Raw genomic sequence first — 23,025 nt, 5'->3', positions numbered from 1 at the left:
ACTGCCCCTATTTAGAATGGAAGAATGGCCTTACTGCCGCACTTACAATTGATTTCTTCTCCTGGTAATACCCACTTACCATCAAGGTACATACCCTTCTCGATATCAAACTCTTTGCCGTGAGCTTTTAAGTGAGGTTGTCGAGGCTGTTTACCCGCGTGTGAGTGAAGCCAGATAGCTTTTTTGATACCAAGCTCTTTACGCCTAGCCTGTTCAATAACCGCATGAGCCTTATTAGTTTGGTCACTGGCGATTAATGCCGCTCGATTTCGGGCAATGTGAAAATCATGTTCAAGATTATCAGTTAACGTTTTAAGGTCATAACCGCCAGCAACGGATTGCCAAACGTGCATTTGAACCTTACTTAAATACTCAGTGCCGATGGATTTAATTAAACCAATGTTTTCACCCATCACGGCTCGTAATGCATCCAGCGTTTGTTCGCTGTTTTGCATTCTCACCGTAAAACCTCGTTTTCTAAGTAATCCAGCTAGTCGCGTGTCATAGTTGCCAACAGTTTTATCAACAAACTGTTTGGCAATTTCTTGGCTTAAACCGTTAAGATTCCTGTTCCATTTATCCAGCAAGTAATCGGCAACGTGAGCAATCCAATCCGCTATACCGTCATTGGCTAGCTCCCGTTTGGCTTTATCGTGATATTCACTCACCAAGGCGTTATCGAGCTCTTTACGAATATCCTCAACAATGCGCATTAGGGCTTGATAATATTCACCCTCAATAACAACCGAAGCCCTAATTGCTGGCATGACCGCATCACTCGGTTTCTTCCTTGTGATCACTTTCATAGTCAGGCACTCCAAATGGCGGCGGTATTATTTTGTCAGGGTCAATAAAACTAAATTTACTGGATTCATCTGTTGATAACGACTGCCTGACCTCTTCACCATCAATCGCGCCAATATTAAAGAGCCTTTCCGTTGTTTCAGCATTTGTACTGTTAACTTCGGCTATCTCTTTCTCATCCAGTTGATAAAGCGGTGTAAACTCGAAATAAATCCCTTCATCTACCTCACCAAACAAATTAAGTTGAATGAGCTTAATAATGGCGTTTATTTGCGGTAACAAATGCGCATTTTGTAACGATGAAATGTAATCATAGTAAACGCGAATTTCCCCATCACTGTTTGCATTCAGGCCATTGGGCGTAATCCCAAGTAACTTAACCATTGGTGTATGACTGGGTGCGGCCATTTGCTCTTGTGCTTGTCGCTGTAGCGCGTCCAGTCCTGATAGCGGGGTGTTAAACTGGAAAAACTCTTCCTTATCCTTGTCCGTTAACATCAACCCTCGGTTGTCACGGATTTGTGAAAATAATTTAGCTCGTGTAGCGATATTAACTGCGCTCCCACCTTCGAGTACATCTTGCATACTTGTCGCTAAACCAGTTAAAGAAAAGGCAACAATTAAATCACTAATAGAATCAGCCGTGCGTTGCCAGCGTTCAACATAAGGCTTCATCAATTGCAGTATCGATATACCAGAGAAGTTATAAGCGGGTTTTAAAATATCACTCACTGGCCGCATGATTAAAGTTAACAACCGGTCGCTATGAACCTCTTTACCCAACACAAACCATTTTGACGGTTTGAAAAAATCTTCACGGCTTGGGTCTGTAGAGTTATAAGTGCTAGGTGTTGACCAAATCGGCTCAATGACCGCGAATCCCTCTAAATCACCCTGTTTAATACTTTTACTATTAAGTAATAAGGGTAAATCACGCTTATCTTCTTGCCCTCGAATATTAATGGCCAACTGAGAGCGACCGAAAATCATTTCAATTTCGATATGCTGACGCATTAAATCGCAAATTTTAAAGCGTTCTAATTCAGAGGTGATGAGCGCAACCTTATCTGTTTTATCCTTGTTATCTTTACCATTATTGCGTGATTTCACCTTACCCCATTCGCGCGTCATTTCTTTTGCGGTGGTTTCAGGCACGCTACGATAGTCACTAGACTGTGACATAACCGCCAGCGTCGGATACCCAATAAAACTGGAATAAAATTGTGGGTCCATATTCACGTAGGCATAAGAACCCGCGCAATCACTATCCATTGCAACGGGGGCTATTTGCCCCTCGGGCACAACACTAGGATGGATTACAGGAGGGGAAACGATAACAGGTTGTTTTTCCTGTTTCTCTTCCATCATCAGCATTTGCATTAAACGTTCTTGCGCATCTGCTTTTCTGGCTTCAAGTTCAAGCTGCTTTGTTTTTTCCCGCTCAATAGCAAGCGCCGCCTCTCGCTCAGACAGGCGTTTTCTCCATTTGAATAGTTTCATTTAGAATTCCGAAAATACTGATGGGTCGATATACAGAGGTTTTCTTGATGGCGACATGAGAATGACGACACTATCGGCACAGTTTGGTGACAATGCGCCATCAGGTTTCTTATCCACCACAATCTTACCTGTTTGATTTTTAGAATAGGTTGGCTGGCTCAATTCAGAGGTTAGCCTTGCTAACGCTTTCATTTTTGATGATAGTGAAATGATTTCATCAGGGTCGTACTTCATGCCATTTACTGCACGATAGGTATTTAAAAATAAATTACGCAGATGCCACCATGATTGCGATTTGAAGTTTTGGAAGAAATCTTTATTCGTGATTTCCCGCCCGTTCGCATCTCTCATTATAGCTTTGTCAGGGTTCAATACCCCCGCGCTACCCTTGTATGCATTGAAGGCAACTGTATTCTTCCCAGCTTTTTTACGTTCATCATTAATCTGCTTAGAGTCACCACGACAACCAGCGCCAATACCATCCGCATCATAGAGAACATCATTGCAGCCATAATCATCGGCAATATTGATAGCTTTGACGACAGTCTGATAGATATCTGAGCCTTTACCGCTCCACTCTTCACAAACATCCACCAGAATGCCTTTTCTCGATGCAAAGGCGTTTTTATCTATCCCTTCATCGGCAACGTCAAGTGCGCCAGTGCGTTTACCCGTTGGCTCAATACCCAATTTAACGTGCGCATCTATTGCAGCCTGAACCCATGCCGAAGGAATGATCACCCCTTCAACCGAAGCGTTATAATCAATATCAATCTCTTGAGCTACCGTGACAGGGTCTAGCAATTCGACTTGTTTGTCGTACCACTGCTGATCTTTGCGCGGGTCATCACGCCAATGGAACGTAAATACGGGTATTTTTCCGCTGTGCCTACGGATAGCAAAACTATTAGCGTTACCATTAGGCGTTGAAATATCTTGTCGGCAGTTGGTTGTCGCTGACAATGACGCATCAACTAAAGTGGGTCGCTCAAGGAAAGCAGCTTCATCTACAATATAAAAACTGGCACGGTCACCACGCCCGATACCATCACCACACTCTCCTGATATAATTGAATCAGTATGAGGGAATTTCATTCTCATGTGTGGTGCATCTTTGGTCCTATCCCAACCGAAACGAAATTCAGCCGGTAGATAAGACATAAAGATACGGGCTTTTTCTAACAACGATTTAGGCACGCCAATTTTATCGACGTACTCTTCTTTACGGCTACCGATACCTACGCTGATACCGCGATTAAAATTACATACTGTGCAAGCCAAGCCTACAGTTAACCAACTCATCCCCATATCACGGGTTTTTTCCGTAATGCCTGGTTCTTGTGATTTCCATCGTTCCATAAACCATTCGGCCCACTCCTCTTGTCGTGGAAATAGCAGAAATGGAATATAAGAAGGTAAACCGCGCTCAGGGTTTCGCGGGTCATAAGTCATACCCCAATCAATAATGAATTGGGCTGGATTATCTTTGTAATATGCATTGAGCACTGGTATAGCTTCGGGATTTTGGCGAATACGCGTTAATCGTTCCATTCGCCATTCAAACACCTGCGTATAGTCAGGATTTTTAAAATCAAATGGAAATGGAATAGGCATAGTAAATTTCTTAAATTTGAGGGCTATTTAACATAAGAGCTCTTATGTGCCCTGCGATTATTACACCAATATAGAAATGTCACTCAATGGGGTATTTATCATAGTTATCTACTTGGATTAGTGAAAATTAGAGTGAATAAATCATGCATAAAATAGGTGTGATTTTGCATAGCCTATTTTTTCGCTCAAATGGTTATTTTTAACAATTAACCCATTAGCTTTTTATAAGCGTCTGCGGCTTCTTGAGAAGTCATGTTTGCAACTTCGGTTTTGATAGGTTCGCCATCTTTGCCGGTTAATTCAGTTCGGGTTTTCACCATCCCTAAATGCTGCGCAACCATCTTAAGCGCATCATCTTGATTACGAGTAATCACCTCGACACCAAACTTCCCCTCTTTCACCCCCGCAAATAAGCGACGAGCTGAGCCGGTTAGGTCACGCGTATCGTGAAAATGCGCACGGCCAATACCAAAACCACTACAGCGAGGGCAGTCAGGATTAGGGTCAAGCGAATTGTCATAACCGTAACCACCATTGTCATTTGGTATCTTTTTCTTTTTAGCCCTAGCCTCAGTAACAGCATCTTCAAACTCTATCGCATCGCGGTACTGATAATTGAAACCAACCCCCCAACAATGGCGACAGCATAACCGGCGATATTCAGTTAGCTCATTTACATCTGCAGTCGCAATATCCCACCACATTTTTAATACGGCATCTTGGGTTATCTCGGTTCTGCGCTCTCGTTCTGCTAGCGCGTCCGCGATTGCTCTTGAAACCTTAAAATTTCTATAAAGGATTGATGCTGCGATATACGCATTATTCCCCTCACATTTATAGCCGGCTCTTTTGTATGCTGCAGTTCGGTTTAAGTCAATTAAGTACTCAGTTACGAAACGTGCTTGCATATCGTTAAGCCCGTAGTTGCGCACATCAAAGGTATTTTCATCATTGTGCGCATTATCTTGCTCTCTACTCTGCGCAGTTGGTATATCACTTTTGCGCACTGGCTCTTTTGCGCATTCTTTATCGTGCGCATTGCGCAATTTCTTTTGCGCAGTTTTTTGCGCAGATTGCGCAGCTGGCCTTTTAATGTATCGTCGCGCAGTTGCGTAATTAAGTCCTTGGTCTTCGCACCACTCTTTCGGGGATATTCCTGATATAGCATGAGCGGCGAGGAACTGTTGTTGTAGCGTCCCCCAATCCGGTTTAGCCATCGTGTTTATCTCCCACTGTCCACTAACAACATAAAATAGTGATCTATGTCTTATTTTTGAATTAAATTAACGCATCAACCTTTAACTACTAGCATGTAGCCCCAATTAAGTAAAACTGTGCTAGGAGAGTCATGCACCTATCACTAATTAGCCTGTTCAGGCTGTTATTTTTCATATCACCAAGGAAAACTTAAACTTATGAGTACTTACTTTCATTTATCTTATACAGTCAACGTTGAAAACAAACGTTTTAATGATCAAGCCGCTAGTTTAAGAAGTGGTATTGAGCAAGCATTTAAAGACGATTCCAAAAATTTTTCTGACATCGTTAAATCAGATGAAGTAGATACAAATATCACTGGAACGTTTAGCCCTTCTGGTAGCAATAGTGATGAAAGGAAAAAGAATGCCAAAAAACTTATCAAATCTGTTTTTTCGGGTTTGATGGATGAATTGGAAATTCCATCATCAGCAATTACTGTCAGTTGCGTAGTTACTGCTGGGACAATTGACAATTCATTCGAGTTTACTATCTAGCTTTTTACCCCTCCTCTAAATGTGGTCGCGCTCGAGTAATTTAGAGGAGGTTCTATCAACGCCACTCTGAGAATGACGTTTGTAGAAAGTTATCTTTGTTGCCTTATTTGGTCGAGTGCATCTAATTGAATATTGGCCTGCTTTAGGTCTGCTAATAAATAAGGTATCCATTCGATAGCCTGACAATAAGTTAATTGTCGGGAGGGAGTGAAACCAACACCTGTTGCGTCAACTCGCTTGGGATCGCCGGACAAAGTGCTGGCTCGTAAACGGTATGTGTCGTCGAGCACCCCATCAGTAAAAGACTGGGGAACAATAAGATCACAAGTCGGCTCTTTCTTAAGAATCGTTCTGTATTCAATGATTTTCTCCTGTGACTCTGCTTTAGACACAATGCCGTTTCGATAAGCGGTACCCGTTATTTGATTTATACGATTGAATTCAAAGGACTGCTCAGCAATTAACTTGCTTTGTTTGTCATTATCGACTTGAAGCCTGTCATTATCTTTTTTCAGCAGCTTATTATCATCGTGAACAGTAACAACCCACCACCCCAAGCCCACCACCATGATAAATAGCCAAAATGACTTATCGAATTTCATTACAAACCCCAATAAGCATTAAGCTGGATAAGATTTATGTGTTAACTGGAAATGAGGACCATCTTTAAAACTTTTCCAGTTACCACCCCATTCGAGATCAATACCTAGCTCTTTGGCTGCTTGAAGCATTGCATCAGCAACTAACTTGAACTTAGACCAATCATTCCAAGGTATTTCGCGATCAACTAACGGGGCACAATCTACAGCGTGTCCAGTTAAATGCCGGCTATTCATGGTCTGGCTAGCGCCATTTTTCACTAATTGACGTTGTCGGGCTTCAGTTCGCTTACCTTCGATAACCATAAAATCAATGGTCGTTAATTCGAGCGCCCGACGAGTCACTTTTACTAAATCAGGATGAACACCGCGCAAGTTCTCTTCACTACGTTTACTGAATACATATTTCGACATTACTTATTTACTCCAAACTTGTTTTTAATAAACATGAATACGGCATCGATGATCCGACTTAACTTTTTAGTACCAAGAAAACCAACCATGGCGCCGCAAAACTCAGCTAGTGATGACCAACCATCAGAGAAGCCCATATATAACAGTCCCCATTCAAGGGCTCGAATTGCACCAACTGTTATTGCCCCACATAGAACAGCTTCAGCAAATGATTGGCGTGTGGTATTTCCTTCACGGCGCTCACGAACAAATGCAATGAAGGTCGCTAGCGTTACACCACTTAAAAAAGGCAAGTTGATTTGCACCCAGCGCAAGATTTGCGCCCAGATATCGAAATTTTTATCAGGCATACGCATACGCACCCCCATTGGAGTGTCCGAATTAATTTGAAATAAATGAAAATAAAAAAGGCCGCTCAGTTGAATGGCGGCCTTAGAGGGTTGGTTTAATTTTTTAGCTATATTGACTCATCTGCTTTGACATAAACTCCATCACTGTAATCACGCCCAAGTCTAGCTAGTTTTTTCTTTGTCTCAATATAGTCATCTTTAAATGAATTTTTCTCTTCATCAGATAAATGTTTATCTTTCAAACATTTTTTTAGATATTTAATATCTCTCTTCAGCTTACCTTCAACACTTGCCATTCCTGGAGGAACTGCATATCTATTATAAATCCAGACCAGTGCCCATCCTAAAAATGGACTAATGTAAGGAATGAGCTGCCTTGATGATTCTTGTAAGTTATCAGGTAAAAGTGGAATCATACTGGTTAACACACCAATTAAAGTGGTTGTCACCGTAGTTCCAGTACCGACGCCAGCTTGAGGAGGTGAACGTTCAGTCATTTGCCTGCCTCATTCTTATTGTTCTTTAATTGATTAACAAGTAGTTCTGAACTTTTTAGATCAATCTTATGGCTAACGACCAACTTTTGATTGTGAAAATGATTAATAACTACAAATCTATGAGGGAAATAAGTGTTCAACATCCATCGGATAACAGTATAAATTAATATCATACACATGCCAGTCAGCACCCACCAACTAACCTCTTGAAATATATGAATGATTTTATCTGTCATAGTTTAATGTGCCTATTGTATACGCCTGCTCTCATCGGCTAAATGACGATAAACATATTCAATTGCATAAGTAATATTAGGCCTTGCATCTGGTTTTTCTATTGTTTTGATTCTCAGCTTAACACTGAATAGATCACCCTTTTCAAAAGATTGCTGATTACTTAAAACCTTCTCCATAAATACAGCATCCTCCATTTTTACTGAGTGCTCTTCTCCTTGGTAGGTCATTTTCCATCCACTAACGGATGTAAAATTTACTTGAGTCAAAGAAATAGTGGCATCAATATGTTCAGTATTCTCAAATGTCATTGATTTTCTGGGTAATGGTGAAAATTCAATATTTTCATTACCATCTAATCGGAGTGTATCTACACCGTCTACCACAACTTTAAAAACAGGAGCATCTTTATTAGATAATGGTTGAGTAATAATTTCATTGTAGCTTTTTCTAATAATAGAGTCTGTAGCCAAAAGAGCCTCATCCTTACCGCAACGCACCTCTTCAGTTCGCCCCCTTGATTCAACTGTAATCACGGCTTCATCACTATCATCAGATGTGTTAACGTTTATGACTTTTTTATTGCGAATATGATGAGCAACTGCCAAAGCTCCACTACCTAAAAGCCCCAGCGTCGTTAGTAATTCTCTAGGATGTGATGCCGCGTAAACAGCAAACTCAACAATGAAGGACCCCTCCCCTGCAGGAGTAGTTACTTTAACTTCTGGCTCTTCTTCATTGAGGAGTTTTCCAGCTTGCTTAACCATTGTAGCAACTTGCTGGATAGCTTGCCCAAGATAGAATGCATCCATTTTATGAACAGATAGCTCATCATCATCGGCATCGTATGAAATACTAAATCGTTCCATTTCTAATGGAGCTACGCTATTGCTCTCTTGCATTACAGCTTCCTTAAGTTAAATCACAAAAAAATTTTATGGATTTTATAAAAGTAGTTGTATTCAAGCAATCAATATAAATTGGTTTTGTGGAGCCAATAAAGAATTTTTCTATAAAATATTTTTTTGATGCAAATAAAAATATTTAAAAAACATCAGATTTGTTCAACAAAAAACCCAGCGCATTGGCTGGGTTAGTTGGTGAAGTTACTAAAAAGGCAACTTACCCTGAAATAGTGGCTCATTGATTCAAAGAAGTCAACACGTTTTTGCTATTTCGCTTCAATATCGCCTCTTTCTCTCTATTTTTAAATGCATCCACCAGCGGTTGGTATAATAAATATTCAGCTGCATTTAATATTTCCTTCACTTCTCGTCGACAGGTAGACATTGAGGGTTTTCTTTCTCTTGGTAACCCATTTCGACGGGCCATAACTCTAAGCTCATAATTATCATGCCTGCATTTAGCTATCGCCCGATCTGACGCACAGTAAACATAACGACTAATCAGCATTTTGAAAGCTTCTATATCAAGATGATAAATGATGCTGAAAACATTATTTATCAATAACCCATCATCATCACTACACATCGGCCTGTCTGGATAACTTCTTCGTTCTACTGTAGCCATAAACTGGGCGATCATACTCCCTTGTCTCTTTTCTAGTCGCCCGCTGTAAACCCAAGCACCAAATAGAGACAGCCAATTTTGAAGCCATATTTCACGATTTTTATCTAATACTAATCCGTCAGAAATATTTTTTATACTCGACATGCGCGCAGCTCCATAACTTCTCTTTTAGTTTGCTCAAGTAGTTCGGTTTCAGTACCGTGAATTTTTTGCCATGTTTTAGGCGCTGCATGAAAGCCAGTATCATAGCTAGCGCGGTGATGAGGTGGACATAACGGCAATACATCTTTGTGGCTAGCTCGTTGAGCCATACCCTGCCCTGCTCGCGTATGATGAATTTCCGCTGGCGATGCTCCATACCCCATATTTCGGCAGCAAATACAACCTAGTTCGGCTACATCTGATAGCCACTGTTTATCTTCTTTGGTCTTTGATTTTTTGGTCATTGGTCTTGCCTCTAGGTAAAATCTAATAACTGAGCAGCCGCATTTTCAGCAGCTTCTTGAGTGGGAAATTTACGGAATAGAATGAAGTTCCAGAGCACATCGAGGGTTGATTTATAGAGTTCGCCAAAGGCTAGGTCATCCATTTTGGCAAAGCTGATTGATTTGGCTACACGGCGTAGGCTACCGTCTGGCATTTCAAATGTTTCATAATGGCCAGATTGTTCAACTACCCAGTAGCGAAAGGCATCAAAGGACTTGGTTGCTGATATATTGTGAGCGCGTTTCTGTGCTATCTCATTGAGGTAAACATCTGCAGCAGATTGGAGGGCATCATCGTTATCGGTGTAGTGAGCGAGGAATTTGACGTAACCACGCACCAATTCTTTTTCTTCAGGCGAAATGGTACCGCCGGTTGGTTCCCAGTATTCATACCCTAGATTGAGTAAAGCGAAGTATTTACGGTGAAAACGTGGGTTACGAGCTTTCTTGAAATCAGCCGAAAGCACATCACCACACTTGATTTTGGAATGCAAAAAATCTCTCGCAGCGGGATTAGCCGGTACAAGAGTATCGTTAGACATTTTGATAAAGCTATGCTGTGCCATACGTTTCTCTCAGTAGACACAGCAAGTGTTAAGATTGGGTGTTCAGACCAATAAGTAAATTATATAACAAGCATGGTTATATAACCAGTTTCAATTCATGCCAGCCTTGTGTAGTCCAACATTCAGAGCTACCATTGAGGCAACACTCAGCCACCGGTAGTTGTTCATTGCACTTTTTACAGCACCTTTTATTTAGTTCTGTAATTAACGATATAACTGAACGGTCATCAATTCTAATCAACATTGAGAGATATTCAGCGACATCATATGGCTCTCTTCCTGGTCTACGTAATGCGCAATTTCTTTGAAGCATTTCTAACTCTTGCTCATCAAGAAATAACTCTATTTTAGTAACACCTGATTCCTTTTGACGCTTACGCTGTTCGGCTTTGCGTTCTGCTGCTGTTTTTGCCATTGGTCTTGCCTCTTCATATCAACTCGGTTAATGCACTGAGCAATAACGCTCAATAGATAACTCATCTACTCTAGCGCCACCTAGATTTGCCCAAAATGCTATTGTTGAAAGTACATCTTTTTCGCTTGTTGCGACAAAAAGAGTTATGAAAGACGTTTGGTTCCATAAACCACTTGCTTTATAAACCGATTTTTTCATTTTTACCCCAACTAACTACATTTAATAACCTTATGACTAAACGGCCTTATATCCGTTGTAAAGCTTGTAGTTATATGATGGGAACGATTTTATTTTTTCCAAGTGTGTGCGTTTCATACCTTCATCACCTCACGCCAATGATTTAACCTATCTCTAAAAAATTCCCGATGTACCTCAGGTACTTTTTCAATTTCAACCAGTATTCGTTCCCTATGAATTTTTCGATTTTTCAGTTGCCGAATTAGCCGGCTAGCGAATAAATCAAGTTGCTCCAGTTTGCGATATTCCTCTGGCCATAAAGCACGGTTATGCGGTAATCCATCAGGTAAATATTTACCCGACATAATTACCTCTGCTTTTGAGGTTTCGGCTCTGGTTGATAAGGTGCTTTAGTTCTTGCCCTTGCAGCAGAATTAAAGCGTTCAATGTGGCACGGAGAATGGTCTAAACCATCATCGGGTAATATGGGGTGATTACTCCGGACGAGTGACTCGCCGGTGATTGGGTCTTTGATTGTCATTTGGTCTGCCTCTTTTGGTCTTTTAAAACGCTTTTTCCGCATAGCGCCTTGATTTAGTGCTTTGCGATTGTTGTTGCATTCTGGACACTTCAGCCGCTGTGATTTGGTCGGTTGGCATGTAGTGGCCTTTCTTGAATTCTTGGTAAATAGTACCTGTTTCACCGTGACGGTTTTTATCTACAATAACTTCTGCATAATTTTTAGCAGGGCTATTGGGGTTATAAACAACATCACGATAAGTAAATAAAATATAATCTGCGTCTTGCTCTAAACTTCCTGAGTCTCGTAAGTCAGCTGCGACTGGTCTACGTTGGTTTAATGGACGTTTATCAACATCACGTGAGAGCTGGCTTAGTGCGATTGTTGGTGTGTGTAGTCGCTTGGCTAACCCTTTTAGCCCCGCAGAAATTGCCGCTATCGCAAGGTCGTTACGCTCTGCTTTTGGCTTTTTAATTAAACCTAAGTAATCAACAAAAACCCCTTTCAAATTGGGATATTGTCGTTTATGGTTTTCGCTAATTGCGCATATTTGCTCAACCGTTAAATTGTTCGCATCAATGATGTGAATATCCCGATCCATTAAATGTGCTAGACCTGAACTTAACCGCGCCCAATCTTCATCATGTAATTGCGCTTTTCTCAATGTTGATACTGATAATTGAGATGAGCCAGCGATCATGCGCTCAGCAATTTGCTGATTAGCCATTTCCATGGAAAACAACAATGCCCCACCGCCATCACGAGTCATTCCCTCTATCATGGTTAGCGCTAATTCAGTTTTACCCATTCCTGGTCTACCGCCGATAAATACCAAATCAGTTGGGTTAAAACCCCCGATTTTATCATCTAAGGCCTCTATGCCTGTTTTGATCACACCGCTGATATCTTCACCTAAATTTCTGCGCTCGAGGACTTCGACATATCCCTCAATGAGTGTATTTAGATGAACGGGTAACAGGTTTTGGCTACCTGCGGTAAGTAGCCCCACTTGATTTGCAAACTGGCTTATAAGCTCCTCTGCTTGCTCATGATTACCCGCCCCCGCAATAGCGCCTTGATACTTACTCATGAGCTGCAACACTTGACGCACACGAAAGTAACTATGAACTTTCTCTGCATACCCTTTTAAATTTGCTTTCCAAACAGGTGAGTTGGCCAGCTCTAGCAGGTTGGCTAAATCACCTTTGTCACCTAATGCATCAGCAATAAAAAAAGGATCTATCAGCGAACTACTTAACGCTTGTTTTTTAATCTCTTTGTAAACACGTTGGTAATAACCAGAGCTAAATGCTTCTTCAGGTAATGTGGCCAATACCTCATAAGCATCTTGAGAAGCCCCTCCAGCAAGAAAACCACTGATTACCGCGCCTTCTAAATCACGTTCATCCATCATGAATGATTACCTCTGCGATAGGTTGGCCAGTTGAACGTTAACACTGTGCCCCCCTGTAATAATCGGTCTACAACACGTTCACCTAGCATTTCTTCCAGTTCATTCAGAGGTAAATTGCTAACTAAAATAGTGGGTAATAAATACTCGTAACGATCATTAATCACTTCAAATAAAATATTGCGTTCCGAGTCGGTACCGTACTGCACACCAATTTCATCGATAATCAACAAATCAGGATCACAATATTTCGCTAGTACATCTAGTTCACTAAATTCTGAATTTCCTGACCACGTTCTACGAAATGCCCGGATGATGCGTGCTGCGGTTGTGATAAATACTGATTCTTGTAAATCTTCAGCGATCTCACGAGCGATTGACACTGCAAGGTGTGTTTTCCCTGTTCCCGGTATTCCACAAAATATAAGCCCCTCACCCGCATTCTTTCGGTCTTCCCACGTATTCACATACTGCTGACAGACTGTGAGATTATGTTTAGCCGGCTGCGTAGTCGCTTTGAATGTTTCGAAAGTTTCATTAGCAAAACGCGGGGGTATATTCACGCTAGATAATAAATTTTGTTCAGGCATTTTTACCCCCTGTTAGCCAGTGAGGTATTTCTTGAGTGCCGTATTGTTTATCCGCAAACCCAACATGCGAATTTAATTTTTTTGGAGGTGTTCCAATACGTTCCGGAAATACACCCTGCCAACCATTAGCGATTGAATTACACAACACTGCATCAGCATCGCTACAGCCCGCCAGTTTTTTAGCCAGTTGTTTACAGGTGGTTTCTGTCAGCGGTTTCCTGATTTCTTTTCGGAAATTAATCCAATCTTGCCAAACTTCCTCGCTCACATTTTCTGGTTTAGCTGGCAATGGATCGAATTTTACTTTTTTATCTCCCTTCTCCACTTTGGGGGTAAGGGGGGATTTACTAGGTTCAATGATAGGTTCATTGACTGGTTCAAAAGAGTGACTGGTTCTGGTGCCATCTGACGGCATAGGGGGTCTGTCATCTGACGGCATAGCTATGCTTTTTGGTGGCATAGGGCTATCACCACCTGATATAGCTATGTTTTTTGGCGGCATAGGGGCTATGCTTTCTGATGACACAGGGGTAGTTAAATCTAAATAGTAAATATTTGATGTATTACCTTTACCATTATTAACCCCTAATCGATTTTCTTTTACCAAGAAACCCATGTCGATTAAAGCCTCAATATGACTACGTACTGCACTTTTACTACATTCGCAATGATCAGCGATATGTTGATAAGAAGGCCAACATTCCCCTTTATCATTCGCATTATCAGCTAGTTTGATAAGTACCAGTTTTCGCAATGGATTCCCCACCCGAATTGACATGGCTTTAGCCATTAATGTCATACTCATTTCATACCCCCAGTGCTTTAGCTATATCACGGCAGGCGTTCTGGTACTGTTCCGGCGTGAGTTTCTTTGAAAGCAGCTTTTGTTTTTGTTCTTCATACTGCTCCCAAACGCTTAGCGCAGCTGCTCTTCTACCTTCGAAAACGTCTTCGATTTTCTCTCTATCCGCTGGTTCTCCGTTCAACAAAAAACCATTGCGATAGGTTATCTTCTCAATTGTTCTTAGCATTGGTCTTGCCTCTTGAATTAATGTACGCTGGTCTGGCGTGGTATCGCATTTAACGCAATGACTGCATTATTAATATGGTGTGACATGTCACGACCCTCTAATAAAATCTCGCTAATTGCCTCGGCAAATCGCTGTATTGCAATTGAAGCTAAGTAATTTTTCGTATCACCTCGAACCCGGGCGAGTCGTGAAGCCGGTAATGCAATTTCTATTGCCGGCATTAACTCAGCTATTTTTCTGATAGATGCTGGGGAATCACCACGCAACCAACGAAATATCTGTTGCCGGTTATTATTAATAGCTTTCCAATCAGCCCTACCCGATTCGTCTTCAATCACATGCAAACGCCCTTGTGACCTGTTTTTTACAATGCGTAAATAAGCACGGCTAACTTCAATAGCTACATGCTCTTGACCTTGCTCCGCCGCCCAGTCCTCAATTTCGGATCGGACAATATCGATATCAAAATTCATCTACTCGCGTCTCCTGTCGCAAAATTGATTATTAAGAATCAGTTTTTAAAATCGTTATTTGGTAATGTCATTTCATGTACCGTTTAGGATATAGAATTTGCATTTCTGTGATTTTTTCGCCGTAAAATTTTACAAGTTTTTCCGCCAATTCTAATGAAGCAGCTTGGGTACCTCGTTCTAATCGACTTAAATTTCCAACGTCGCAATTAATTGCATTTGCAACCTCAGAAATAGTCAGCTGCTTTTCAATGCGAATTCTTCTTAATGGTGTTTGCATAAACGCTCCTTAATTTTTAATGCGTATTACGCATATTATCACACAATCAAATATGCGCAATACGCTTTGTGTGATACGCATAAATAAAGTTGAATAACAGAATGAAAATCGGAACAAAGATCAGAGAAATTCGCAAAAGCAAAGGGATGACAATCCTTGATTTAGCCACTGCAGTTAATAGCGATGTGGGCAATATCTCTCGGCTTGAAAGAAATGTTCAAGGATATAGCGAAAGCACCTTAATAAAAATTGCAACAGCATTAGGCGTTACTGTTTCAGACCTTTTTTCTGAAACTCCAATTAAGTCAGATGATATTGAATATATTGGTAAAATTCCGTCAGGGATGGTTCAAGTTATAGGTGAGGCGTTTCTTGGTGTTGATGGTGCTGTAGATATGATTGAATCCCATAATGGCTGGTTGAAGATATACAGCGATGATAAAGAAGCTTATGGGCTGAAAGTCAAAGGCGATAGCATGTGGCCAAGAATACAATCTGGTGAATATGTCGTTGTTGAGCCGAATACAAATGTCAGAGCTGGTGATGAAGTATTTGTTCGAACCACCGAAGGTCATAACATGATCAAAATTTTCAATAAAACAAGAGACGGTGACTATCAATTCACTAGCATTAATAATGCACATAAACCAATAACACTAGACCCTAGTTTGATAGATAAAATGCACTATGTTTCAGCCATAGTTAAGCCTACAAAATATATAGACAAATGTGATAGAGAACAACCGTTGAGCCTTGTTCCCCCTCTAGTGAAGTAAGATGTTTCCGCCCTCCGTGCATATAGTACCGAGGGCTTTATTTTATCCATTATGGTTTGATTCCCCTAATTACCTGAGCCGCATCACGCAAAGCACCTTTATGCAAGGTGTTGGTCACTTCTTTTCTATATCGCTCTAGCTCATCAATTAACATTTCTTTATTTATAGTCTCACTATTCATTAATAGCTTAATAGTTGCCTGACCTATTTCAGATACTACATGCCTTATTCTCTCTTCATCCAAGTTCATACACTTCTCCGATTACATTTTTCGTTGGTTATTTAAGATTAGTTTTTGTTCAATTAATAGTAAAAATACAATATTAGCCGTTTAAAAGGAAAATATTTTTATATGAAAATCATATCGATACTAATGAATCTCTCATTTATTATGCCTTATACGCAAATATGCGCTTGACGCATATGCGCTTAATGCATATCATTGCATGCATCAAAACAAATACAGTAAGTGTTTTGATAGGTGTTCAAACCAAATTTAGTTTGCTGTTATGTCGTAGGGGAACCGTCACCCTCATGTGATTACCGAGGTATAACGGCAATTTTTAGCAGTACCAGGGAAACTTTTTGACCAACGCTCGAGGCAAGACCTGACAGCTCGGAAAGACGGGTAACAAATTATAGACGTAAAAAAACCCACCGAAGTGGGTTCCTTTACCTCGGGTCGCCGACCAAAGCTAACCGAGAGTTCTACTAGCGCGACCAAACGCTAGAAGAGGCAAGACCAATGATAAATCACTGATCACCACTATTTTAAAGGAGCTGCTATGAAAGCACAACCTAAAACCCTAAGCGTTACTCTGTATATCCACGCACAAAAGCAATTTGACGGTTCTTATCAATATAATACATACGCATTTAAATCTGATGTGAAGTCAGGTTTTGGCTTTGTTATTGCTGAACACGTTATAGAAATTCCTTTTACAGAACCAACCAATGCAGAACTTGTTCAGTTAGAAATTGACGCACTCAAAGCTGAGCAAAACAAAATTATTGCTGACGCACAAGTTCAATCAAGTTTATTGGAAGACCAGATCCAAATGCTGCTGTGCTTAGAAGGCAAACCCATTTCTAAAACTGACAAACAAATCCCTTATTAAGAGGCAAGACCAATGACAACTTTTATCTGTGTATTTGAGCCTACGACCGAGGCTCGCACTAACAACGGTGCAGTACCGTTAACAATAGCTCTCAATGCTGCAAATGCTAAAATTGCTGCTGCAACTGCAATGATTAAGCTATCTGAGGTTTTTCCTGATTCGATGGATAGCTTCAACGTTGATGAACCAATCATTTGTGAAGACGCCGTAGGCTCCCCCCGCCCTGCACTCGATCAATTCGATGAAAAATTTGCTGTTGAAAATGAATTTGACGGTGAAAAATGGCACCCCATTAAATATAAAGAATTTAAAAAGCTTGCAACTAAACCTCGCGTAGCTGCTTTACTGATGTTCGGTAAAACTCAAATTACTGATAAAGAATACACGTCGACATTGAAATATCTCAATGAAAGTGAAGAAGCGCCAAAAATTCGACACATCGCTACGGGCCTTGCTGAAATCACCAAAGTTTCATTAATGGATGCCGATGAAACAATGGAAATTGCGCAGGCAGTTTATGAGTATGCTGATGATAATGTCACCGTCGAAGAAGCTACCGCACTCGGTGAGAGTTGGTTGAAGGATGAGCCAAAAGTCGAAACTATTGAAATAGAAACGACACCAGAAGAACCAATACTAAAGCGTGATTACGCAATGCTTGATACCGAAATCGCCCTTGCGTTAATTGGTGGTGTAGATTTTGATGCAATCCGTAGCGCTGATATCCGCAAAGCTAAAGAGCTAATTAGCAGTGATGAAAAAGCATGGAAACGCTTATCAATGGATTTACGCACATTCCCTAGCGTTCTAGATATCCCCCGTGAAAACATATTTGCACTAGTGACCGAAGCAAGAGAGAAACCAGAGCTATTTGATGATGCTAATGCCCGTAAAGCGTTTATTGATTCAAAACTTGGTACCAATAGCCCTAAAGTAACCTCACTCGGTAGTGGTCGTTTTGCTGTTGATAATTTAGATGCTAAGCCAGCTAATGATGAAACAACAAAAGAAGAAGCTGACCCCGTTAAACCAGAAAAACAAAAACGCACGAGTAAGAAAAAAGATTCGCCGGCTAAAACAGAAAAAGAGCCAGTGAAGGAAGTTGTTGTAGAAACCGAACAAGCTCAAGCGCCTGTTGTTAACCATCCAGTTGAGCCGGTAGTTGAGATTGCCAATGTTCAACAAGATGATTTCCAACACCGCGCCTCTGTATTAGATGAAGTTCTTAATAAAGGCGATAGTGATAATCTCAGCATCTGGAAACGTGTACAACGCACTGACGCACGTTTTACCAAGCCTTTAGAAGGTATGGGATTCGCTGGTACTAGCATAAACAGTAATTACATGTTCATGCGTGCCACTGAAATATTCGGCCCAATAGGTGAAGGCTGGGGCTATGAAGTACTCGAAGAAAAGTTTATCGATGGTAAACCACTTATTGAGCCAGTCCTAAATGAACAAAACAAACAGGTTGCCACTCGCTTTTTGCGTGATGGTGATGGCTCATTATTCTGTGAACAAAACCATTCAATCAAGATTCGCTTTTGGTACATCATTGAGTGTGAAACTCGTGGCGAATTCGAAAGCTATGGCGCAACACCTTATCGGTACCAAACTAACTATGGAATGAAAGTTGACGGTGAAGCTATTAAAAAATCTCTCACTGATGCAATCAAAAAAGCCTTATCTATGCTTGGCTTTAGTTCTGATGTGTTCATGGGAATGCATGATAACCCTGAATATGTTGCCAGCAATAAACTTGAGTATGAAATTAAAGCCGCAACAGATAGTGCTGAAGATGTGACACGCATTCGTAAAGAGCTAGATGAGAAATTCACTAAGCACACCGAAACCATGCGCAGCGCTGTTACACAGAATGAATTGCGCGGTATCGCATCAACCCTTACCCGTGAAATTGCAACGCATGCAAAATTAGCCAAAGAACGTGGCGACAGTGAATATGAAAAGTATTTAAACGGCCGTCTGCGTCGATTAAAAGAAATTGAAAATGAGTGTTTAGACCAACTGAAACAAAAAGAAGAGGCAATCTAATGACCAAGACAACTGCTATTGCAATGGCTGCTGACTACAGCAAATTACAATTACTCGTCGAAAATGGAGAATTTACCGCTGAAGATATCGCCGACACACTAGAGGGCATTGAAGGTGAGCTAGGCGATAAACTTGATGCAATCATGCTTTACGCTCGTAATTTGGAAGGACAAGCAAAAACGTTAGATGAAGAATCTAAACGCTTGGCTGACCGTAAAAAATCATTCGAAAACCAAGTTAAAAACCTGAAAAAATACGCATTAGATTGTTTATTAACATCGGGCTTGGATAAACTTAAAACCACGAAAAATACATTCACAGCTCGTGCTGGCGTGGTTCGGGTCATTATTGATAACGAAGATGCTCTCCCTAACGAATTAGTTGATGTTCAAACTATTACTGCACCTGATAAAAAACGCATTAAAGAAGCAATTGAAAACGGCGTTGAAGTGCCTGGTGCTCACTTAGAAATTGGTGACCGTTCATTAATGGTTCGTTAATAACTATAGCGCCCAGTAATGGGCGCATTATCAGGAGATATTTTTATGGCCATGAAATTAGAAGTCATCATTACTCACGATGAAACTAACAATAAATGTAGCGTTGAGTGGTCTGTTGATACAACCGAACACACCACCAGCCAAGAAGAAAAAACGTTATCTATGGTTAAAAAAGCAGTCTTACTGCAACTTGGTTACCCAACATCAATATCCGTTATTCACTAGTGCGACATGTCACGGGCGATTAATTATGAAAAATAATTTAGAAGATTTACATAATCATTTATTTGCACAGTTAGAACGATTATCAGATGAAGATCTAAAAGGTGATGACCTTAAAGAAGAAATCAATCGAGCTAAAGCAGTATCTGATATTGCATCATCAATTGTAGAGAATGGGAAATTGGCTATTACTGTTAAGAGGATGCTTGGCGATAACGAAATAAGAACAGCACCTAAGTATTTGGAGGTCAATGAATGACTAGATTCATTTATACAGTACCGATGGCTTCTTGGATGAAAAAAAACTATATGTTACGCCTAGACCACCTCACGGACGCTTTTAATTGCGAATTTAAAGCTGAACGTTCGCGCGAAGCAATTAATGGCTTTCGAAAAAGGTTAGGTCTCAGTGTTGGCCGTTCTGGTAAGTTTTCTAAGGGTAATGTTCCTTTTAACAAAGGTAAAAAGGGGCTAATTTCTGGAAATAGCGGCTCTTTTCAAAAAGGACACAAACCACATAATCATCAACAGATCGGGGCTGAGGCGCTAACTAAAGATGGCTATATAAAAGTAAAAATTGCCGAGCCAAATAAATGGGAGTTAAAACACCGGCTAATATGGGAAAAACATAACGGCCCCGTACCCAAAGATCATGTTATTAAATTCATTGATGATGATAAGCAAAATTGTGATATTGAAAATTTAATGATTATCACAATGAAAGAGCATGCAATTATTAATCGACATTATTCAGGAGCTACTGCGGAATATAAACAAACTACTGTTCAATTGGCCAGAATTAAATTAGCTATTTCTAGCCGAACTAGAAAGACCAAACAGAGGCAAGACCAATGCTAAGACATTTTCATAGTAACCAACGACCGACTATTAAATTAACTATGCCTGATGGTTCTGTAGGCTTTATAACAACAAGTGACCGCTGCTATGTCGTTTATGACTTACCCAAAAACATCAAAATTGAACCAGTAAAAGAATCTCAGCCTAAAGGGAAAGTATCATGATTTATGCCTTGTTCCTGTTAATTTGCAGCGGTGCGGACTGTTTGTATAAACCATACGGCTATACATACCCCGATGAGCAAAACTGTTTGATTGATAAAGACACTCTAACCCAACAAGGTATTCTGTCTGAGTGTTACCCAGTTGATACAATTATTCGAGCCAATAATTGATTAAGCATAATCAGTTTTATTTTATATTTATTATTAGCATGGTGGTTTATTCAAAACCAATGAGTAACCACCATGAAAGAACCACAATTAACCCCTTGGGTACCTGAGGATAAATTATTAACTGAGTTTGATATTAAGTTAGGCAAGTTAGCTGCAAGTGTAAAAAATAGACCATGCACTGAAGCTGAAATAAAACATGCTTGTGATACTGCAGATAAAATTATTTTATCTATGATGAGGCAAGACCAGGATGAGAAAAAATATCACAGGAGGCTATGATGTCTCGAATGATTAAGCTAGAGGCATGGGCGCAATTAGAATTTGGCGATAGTGCCCCAACCCAGCAAGTCTTGATTAAATACGCCAAAGCCAACATGATGATCCCTCCTGCTTTAAAGGTTGGAAAACGTTGGATGATTGATCGTGATTCAAGGTACGTAGGTTTAGTTTCTAAACCTCAATTACCAACACAGGCAAATGAAAAATTAATAAGGATTTTATCAGATGGCAGCAAGACCACGTTCTCATAAAATCACCATTCCAAATCTATACCGAAAATTAGATAAGCGAAATGGAAAAACATACTGGCAGTACAAACACCCTTTAACTGGCGTATTTCACAGCCTCGGTACGGATGCCGATGAAGCAGCTCTTGTTGCATCACAGGCAAACACAATTATTGCAGAACAACAAACAAAACAAATTTTAAGCATTAATGATCGCCTATCAAATATCAAAAATAAAAAAGTAGGGATCAGCGTTTCTAATTGGGTAGATAAATACTTAGAAATACAACAAGAGCGCGTTGACCTCGGCGAATTAAAGCTTAATTCATACAAGCAAAAAATTAAGCCTGTTAATTTGTTTAAACAACATTGCGGGTTATTTTCACTAAAAGACATCACCGCGTTAGAAATAGCAAAAATAACTGATTCAGTTAAAGCATTAGGCCATGATCGAATGGCTCAAGTAGTACGTATGGTTTTAATCGACGTATTTAAGGAAGCGCAACATGCAGGCCACGTTCCTCCTGGTTATAACCCTGCACTAGCAACAAAACAGCCGCGTAATAGAGTTAAACGTGAACGCCTAACGTTCGAAGAATGGAAGGTTATTTATGAACAAGCTGAAAATCACCCACCTTACTTACAGTGTGGTATGTTGCTGGCTGTTGTCACTGGTCAGCGTATCGGTGATATAGCCAAAATGAAATTTTCAGATATTTGGGATGATATGTTGCATATAGAGCAGGAAAAGACTGGTTCTAAATTAGCCATTCCTCTGTCGATTAAGTGTGACGCGATTGATATGACACTTAAACAAGTCATTTCAAAATGTCGTGATGCCGTTCTTAGTCAATACCTCGTGCACTATCGCCATACGACCTCTCAAGCACAGCGAGGTGAACAAGTTACAGCAAACACATTAACCACAACCTTTAAAAAAGCGAGGGATAAATGCGGGTTAACATGGCCAGAAAGATCAGCACCTTCATTTCATGAACAACGTTCTTTATCGGAAAGACTCTATCGAGAACAAGGCATCAATACTCAGAAACTTCTTGGCCATAAGTCACAGAAAATGACTGATAAATATAATGATGACCGAGGTAAAGAATGGCAAATTATCGCGATCTGAATAGCCTATTTTTTGAACCGTTTTGGGGAGGGATTTTGGGGGAGTTTTGGGGAAGATTTTAATTGAACAAAAAATAAACGGGAGTTTTTAGGCTCCCGTTATTAATCACACCACGTAATAAATTACATGTGTTTAATCATTGCATCGCCGAATTCGCTACATTTCAATAATTTAGCGCCTTCTAACTGACGTTCGAAATCGTAAGTTACAGTCTTAGCCGCGATTGCGCCTTCCATACCTTTAACGATTAAGTCAGCCGCTTCAGTCCAACCCATATGGCGCAGCA

Annotated in this window: 36 protein-coding genes and 1 pseudogene; 13 read left to right on the top strand and 24 right to left on the bottom strand. The window is 40.4% G+C overall.

Annotation, left to right across the window (positions count from 1 at the left end; all coding sequences use genetic code 11):
- Positions 1-11 precede the first annotated feature (11 nt).
- The 4 genes from PSF31_RS18625 to PSF31_RS18610 form a co-directional block, all read right to left on the bottom strand.
- On the bottom strand, positions 12-806 hold the full coding sequence (locus PSF31_RS18625) for a phage head morphogenesis protein (protein ID WP_272683259.1): 795 nt from the start codon (positions 804-806) through the stop codon (positions 12-14).
- The gene (locus tag PSF31_RS18620; protein WP_272683258.1) at positions 775-2,304 is read right to left on the bottom strand and encodes a DUF1073 domain-containing protein; all 1,530 of its coding nucleotides are present in this window, start codon (positions 2,302-2,304) and stop codon (positions 775-777) included. The genes PSF31_RS18625 and PSF31_RS18620 overlap by 32 nt, the downstream gene beginning before the upstream one ends.
- Positions 2,305-3,918: a TerL protein gene (locus PSF31_RS18615; protein WP_272683257.1), complete on the bottom strand. Its 1,614-nt coding sequence runs from the start codon at positions 3,916-3,918 to the stop codon at positions 2,305-2,307. It abuts the gene before it with no gap.
- 206 nt (positions 3,919-4,124) lie between these two features.
- Complete coding sequence (locus tag PSF31_RS18610) at positions 4,125-5,135, bottom strand: terminase small subunit (protein ID WP_272683256.1); 1,011 nt, start codon at positions 5,133-5,135, stop codon at positions 4,125-4,127.
- A 198-nt stretch (positions 5,136-5,333) separates the two neighbouring features.
- Between PSF31_RS18610 and PSF31_RS18605 the strand changes: the two genes are divergently transcribed.
- Positions 5,334-5,672, top strand: coding sequence for a hypothetical protein (locus tag PSF31_RS18605; protein ID WP_272683255.1), 339 nt, complete (start codon positions 5,334-5,336; stop codon positions 5,670-5,672).
- A gap of 89 nt (positions 5,673-5,761) precedes the next feature.
- Here the strand turns inward: PSF31_RS18605 and PSF31_RS18600 are convergent, their stop codons facing one another.
- The 18 genes from PSF31_RS18600 to PSF31_RS18515 all read right to left on the bottom strand — a co-directional run bounded on the left by PSF31_RS18600 (position 5,762) and on the right by PSF31_RS18515 (position 15,241).
- Positions 5,762-6,274 carry a hypothetical protein gene (locus tag PSF31_RS18600; protein ID WP_272683254.1) on the bottom strand — a complete coding sequence of 171 codons (513 nt, stop codon included), beginning with the start codon at positions 6,272-6,274 and terminating at the stop codon, positions 5,762-5,764.
- Positions 6,275-6,292: 18 nt separating this feature from the next.
- Complete coding sequence (locus tag PSF31_RS18595) at positions 6,293-6,685, bottom strand: M15 family metallopeptidase (RefSeq protein ID WP_272683253.1); 393 nt, start codon at positions 6,683-6,685, stop codon at positions 6,293-6,295.
- On the bottom strand, positions 6,685-7,041 hold the full coding sequence (locus tag PSF31_RS18590) for a phage holin, lambda family (protein ID WP_272683252.1): 357 nt from the start codon (positions 7,039-7,041) through the stop codon (positions 6,685-6,687). The genes PSF31_RS18595 and PSF31_RS18590 overlap by 1 nt, the downstream gene beginning before the upstream one ends.
- 101 nt (positions 7,042-7,142) lie before the next feature.
- A complete protein-coding gene (locus PSF31_RS18585) occupies positions 7,143-7,532 on the bottom strand; it encodes a hypothetical protein (RefSeq protein ID WP_272683251.1) in 390 nt (129 codons plus the stop codon).
- 248 nt (positions 7,533-7,780) lie between these two features.
- Positions 7,781-8,668: a hypothetical protein gene (locus tag PSF31_RS18580; protein WP_272683250.1), complete on the bottom strand. Its 888-nt coding sequence runs from the start codon at positions 8,666-8,668 to the stop codon at positions 7,781-7,783.
- A gap of 238 nt (positions 8,669-8,906) precedes the next feature.
- Positions 8,907-9,440, bottom strand: a complete 534-nt coding sequence (locus PSF31_RS18575; protein WP_272683249.1) for an antiterminator Q family protein — start codon at positions 9,438-9,440, stop codon at positions 8,907-8,909.
- Positions 9,428-9,742, bottom strand: coding sequence for a Ref family recombination enhancement nuclease (locus tag PSF31_RS18570; protein WP_272683248.1), 315 nt, complete (start codon positions 9,740-9,742; stop codon positions 9,428-9,430). Before PSF31_RS18570 ends, PSF31_RS18575 begins: the two co-directional genes overlap by 13 nt.
- A gap of 11 nt (positions 9,743-9,753) precedes the next feature.
- On the bottom strand, positions 9,754-10,347 hold the full coding sequence (locus tag PSF31_RS18565; RefSeq protein WP_196718782.1) for a DUF1367 family protein: 594 nt from the start codon (positions 10,345-10,347) through the stop codon (positions 9,754-9,756).
- Between the two features lie 76 nt (positions 10,348-10,423).
- Positions 10,424-10,762 carry a hypothetical protein gene (locus PSF31_RS18560; protein ID WP_272683247.1) on the bottom strand — a complete coding sequence of 113 codons (339 nt, stop codon included), beginning with the start codon at positions 10,760-10,762 and terminating at the stop codon, positions 10,424-10,426.
- 27 nt (positions 10,763-10,789) lie between these two features.
- On the bottom strand, positions 10,790-10,960 hold the full coding sequence (locus PSF31_RS18555) for a hypothetical protein (protein WP_165119672.1): 171 nt from the start codon (positions 10,958-10,960) through the stop codon (positions 10,790-10,792).
- Positions 10,961-11,073: 113 nt separating this feature from the next.
- Positions 11,074-11,304 carry a hypothetical protein gene (locus tag PSF31_RS18550; protein ID WP_272683246.1) on the bottom strand — a complete coding sequence of 77 codons (231 nt, stop codon included), beginning with the start codon at positions 11,302-11,304 and terminating at the stop codon, positions 11,074-11,076.
- A gap of 2 nt (positions 11,305-11,306) precedes the next feature.
- Complete coding sequence (locus PSF31_RS18545; RefSeq protein WP_181468551.1) at positions 11,307-11,480, bottom strand: palmdelphin; 174 nt, start codon at positions 11,478-11,480, stop codon at positions 11,307-11,309.
- Between the two features lie 22 nt (positions 11,481-11,502).
- On the bottom strand, positions 11,503-12,873 hold the full coding sequence (locus PSF31_RS18540) for a replicative DNA helicase (RefSeq protein ID WP_272683245.1): 1,371 nt from the start codon (positions 12,871-12,873) through the stop codon (positions 11,503-11,505).
- Positions 12,870-13,460 (bottom strand): ATP-binding protein, encoded by a 591-nt coding sequence (locus PSF31_RS18535; RefSeq protein ID WP_272683244.1) that lies wholly within the window; start codon positions 13,458-13,460, stop codon positions 12,870-12,872. The genes PSF31_RS18540 and PSF31_RS18535 overlap by 4 nt, the downstream gene beginning before the upstream one ends.
- Entirely contained in the window at positions 13,453-14,265 is an 813-nt protein-coding gene (locus tag PSF31_RS18530) for a helix-turn-helix domain-containing protein (protein WP_272683243.1), read from the bottom strand. Before PSF31_RS18530 ends, PSF31_RS18535 begins: the two co-directional genes overlap by 8 nt.
- A gap of 1 nt (position 14,266) precedes the next feature.
- A complete protein-coding gene (locus PSF31_RS18525) occupies positions 14,267-14,491 on the bottom strand; it encodes a hypothetical protein (protein ID WP_272683242.1) in 225 nt (74 codons plus the stop codon).
- Positions 14,492-14,508: 17 nt separating this feature from the next.
- Positions 14,509-14,964: a toxin YdaT family protein gene (locus tag PSF31_RS18520; RefSeq protein WP_004912077.1), complete on the bottom strand. Its 456-nt coding sequence runs from the start codon at positions 14,962-14,964 to the stop codon at positions 14,509-14,511.
- 67 nt (positions 14,965-15,031) lie between these two features.
- Positions 15,032-15,241: a helix-turn-helix domain-containing protein gene (locus PSF31_RS18515; RefSeq protein WP_272683241.1), complete on the bottom strand. Its 210-nt coding sequence runs from the start codon at positions 15,239-15,241 to the stop codon at positions 15,032-15,034.
- A gap of 101 nt (positions 15,242-15,342) precedes the next feature.
- Here PSF31_RS18515 and PSF31_RS18510 point away from each other — a divergent pair, with 101 nt between their 5' ends.
- The gene (locus PSF31_RS18510; RefSeq protein ID WP_272683240.1) at positions 15,343-16,017 is read left to right on the top strand and encodes an XRE family transcriptional regulator; all 675 of its coding nucleotides are present in this window, start codon (positions 15,343-15,345) and stop codon (positions 16,015-16,017) included.
- Positions 16,018-16,066: 49 nt separating this feature from the next.
- Here PSF31_RS18510 and PSF31_RS18505 read toward each other — a convergent pair whose 3' ends face one another.
- On the bottom strand, positions 16,067-16,267 hold the full coding sequence (locus PSF31_RS18505; protein ID WP_272683239.1) for a hypothetical protein: 201 nt from the start codon (positions 16,265-16,267) through the stop codon (positions 16,067-16,069).
- A 535-nt stretch (positions 16,268-16,802) separates the two neighbouring features.
- Between PSF31_RS18505 and PSF31_RS18500 the strand changes: the two genes are divergently transcribed.
- From PSF31_RS18500 to PSF31_RS18450, 11 genes are all read left to right on the top strand, one after another.
- Complete coding sequence (locus PSF31_RS18500) at positions 16,803-17,135, top strand: hypothetical protein (protein WP_272683238.1); 333 nt, start codon at positions 16,803-16,805, stop codon at positions 17,133-17,135.
- Between the two features lie 12 nt (positions 17,136-17,147).
- Complete coding sequence (locus PSF31_RS18495) at positions 17,148-19,187, top strand: hypothetical protein (protein WP_272683237.1); 2,040 nt, start codon at positions 17,148-17,150, stop codon at positions 19,185-19,187.
- Entirely contained in the window at positions 19,187-19,687 is a 501-nt protein-coding gene (locus PSF31_RS18490; protein WP_004912098.1) for a siphovirus Gp157 family protein, read from the top strand. The genes PSF31_RS18495 and PSF31_RS18490 overlap by 1 nt, the downstream gene beginning before the upstream one ends.
- 45 nt (positions 19,688-19,732) lie before the next feature.
- On the top strand, positions 19,733-19,912 hold the full coding sequence (locus PSF31_RS18485) for a hypothetical protein (RefSeq protein WP_272683236.1): 180 nt from the start codon (positions 19,733-19,735) through the stop codon (positions 19,910-19,912).
- A gap of 25 nt (positions 19,913-19,937) precedes the next feature.
- On the top strand, positions 19,938-20,168 hold the full coding sequence (locus PSF31_RS18480; protein ID WP_105881089.1) for a hypothetical protein: 231 nt from the start codon (positions 19,938-19,940) through the stop codon (positions 20,166-20,168).
- Entirely contained in the window at positions 20,165-20,767 is a 603-nt protein-coding gene (locus PSF31_RS18475) for an HNH endonuclease signature motif containing protein (protein WP_272683235.1), read from the top strand. The genes PSF31_RS18480 and PSF31_RS18475 overlap by 4 nt, the downstream gene beginning before the upstream one ends.
- On the top strand, positions 20,761-20,931 hold the full coding sequence (locus tag PSF31_RS18470; protein WP_180737767.1) for a hypothetical protein: 171 nt from the start codon (positions 20,761-20,763) through the stop codon (positions 20,929-20,931). The genes PSF31_RS18475 and PSF31_RS18470 overlap by 7 nt, the downstream gene beginning before the upstream one ends.
- Complete coding sequence (locus tag PSF31_RS18465) at positions 20,928-21,101, top strand: hypothetical protein (protein ID WP_219339415.1); 174 nt, start codon at positions 20,928-20,930, stop codon at positions 21,099-21,101. The genes PSF31_RS18470 and PSF31_RS18465 overlap by 4 nt, the downstream gene beginning before the upstream one ends.
- 72 nt (positions 21,102-21,173) lie before the next feature.
- Complete coding sequence (locus tag PSF31_RS18460) at positions 21,174-21,380, top strand: hypothetical protein (protein WP_129466058.1); 207 nt, start codon at positions 21,174-21,176, stop codon at positions 21,378-21,380.
- Positions 21,380-21,631, top strand: a complete 252-nt coding sequence (locus PSF31_RS18455; RefSeq protein ID WP_181468559.1) for an excisionase — start codon at positions 21,380-21,382, stop codon at positions 21,629-21,631. Before PSF31_RS18460 ends, PSF31_RS18455 begins: the two co-directional genes overlap by 1 nt.
- A complete protein-coding gene (locus tag PSF31_RS18450; RefSeq protein WP_272683234.1) occupies positions 21,606-22,739 on the top strand; it encodes a phage integrase Arm DNA-binding domain-containing protein in 1,134 nt (377 codons plus the stop codon). Before PSF31_RS18455 ends, PSF31_RS18450 begins: the two co-directional genes overlap by 26 nt.
- Positions 22,740-22,861: 122 nt before the next feature.
- Here the strand turns inward: PSF31_RS18450 and PSF31_RS18445 are convergent.
- Positions 22,862-23,025, bottom strand: a pseudogene (locus PSF31_RS18445) (isocitrate/isopropylmalate family dehydrogenase); the annotation flags it as partial.

It is taken from the genome of Providencia sp. PROV156, assembly GCF_028480905.1.
GTDB classification, from domain to species: Bacteria; Pseudomonadota; Gammaproteobacteria; order Enterobacterales; family Enterobacteriaceae; genus Providencia; species Providencia hangzhouensis.
This window is presented reverse-complemented; position numbering and strand designations above follow the sequence as displayed.